Annotated in this window: 1 rRNA gene; it reads right to left on the bottom strand. The window is 51.1% G+C overall.

The features are described from left to right. Positions 1-519 (bottom strand): 23S ribosomal RNA (locus LJ207_RS12280); the annotation flags it as partial.

Raw genomic sequence — 519 nt, 5'->3', positions numbered from 1 at the left:
GCCTCCCACCTATCCTGTACATTCTACACCAAAACCCAATATCAGGCTGCAGTAAAGCTCCACGGGGTCTTTCCGTCCTGTCGCAGGTAGCCTGCATCTTCACAGGCAATTTAATTTCACCGAGTCCCTTGTTGAGACAGCATCCAAGTCGTTACGCCATTCGTGCAGGTCGGAACTTACCCGACAAGGAATTTCGCTACCTTAGGACCGTTATAGTTACGGCCGCCGTTTACTGGGGCTTAGGTTCAGACCTTCGTACATAAGTACTAAGCCTTCTCCTTGACCTTCCAGCACCGGGCAGGCGTCAGCCCCTATACTTCGTCTTACGACTTAGCAGAGACCTGTGTTTTTGATAAACAGTCGCTTGGATCTTTTCACTTCGACCCTCTAGCTATCACTAAAGGGTACCCCTTCTCCCGAAGTTACGGGGTCATTTTGCCGAGTTCCTTAACAAGGGTTCTCTCGCGCGCCTTAGAATTCTCTTCCCGTCTACCTGTGTCGGTTTGCGGTACGGGCACT

The sequence above is a fragment of the Halanaerobium polyolivorans genome (assembly GCF_020711195.1).
Taxonomy (GTDB): domain Bacteria; phylum Bacillota; class Halanaerobiia; order Halanaerobiales; family Halanaerobiaceae; genus Halanaerobium; species Halanaerobium polyolivorans.
This window is presented reverse-complemented; position numbering and strand designations above follow the sequence as displayed.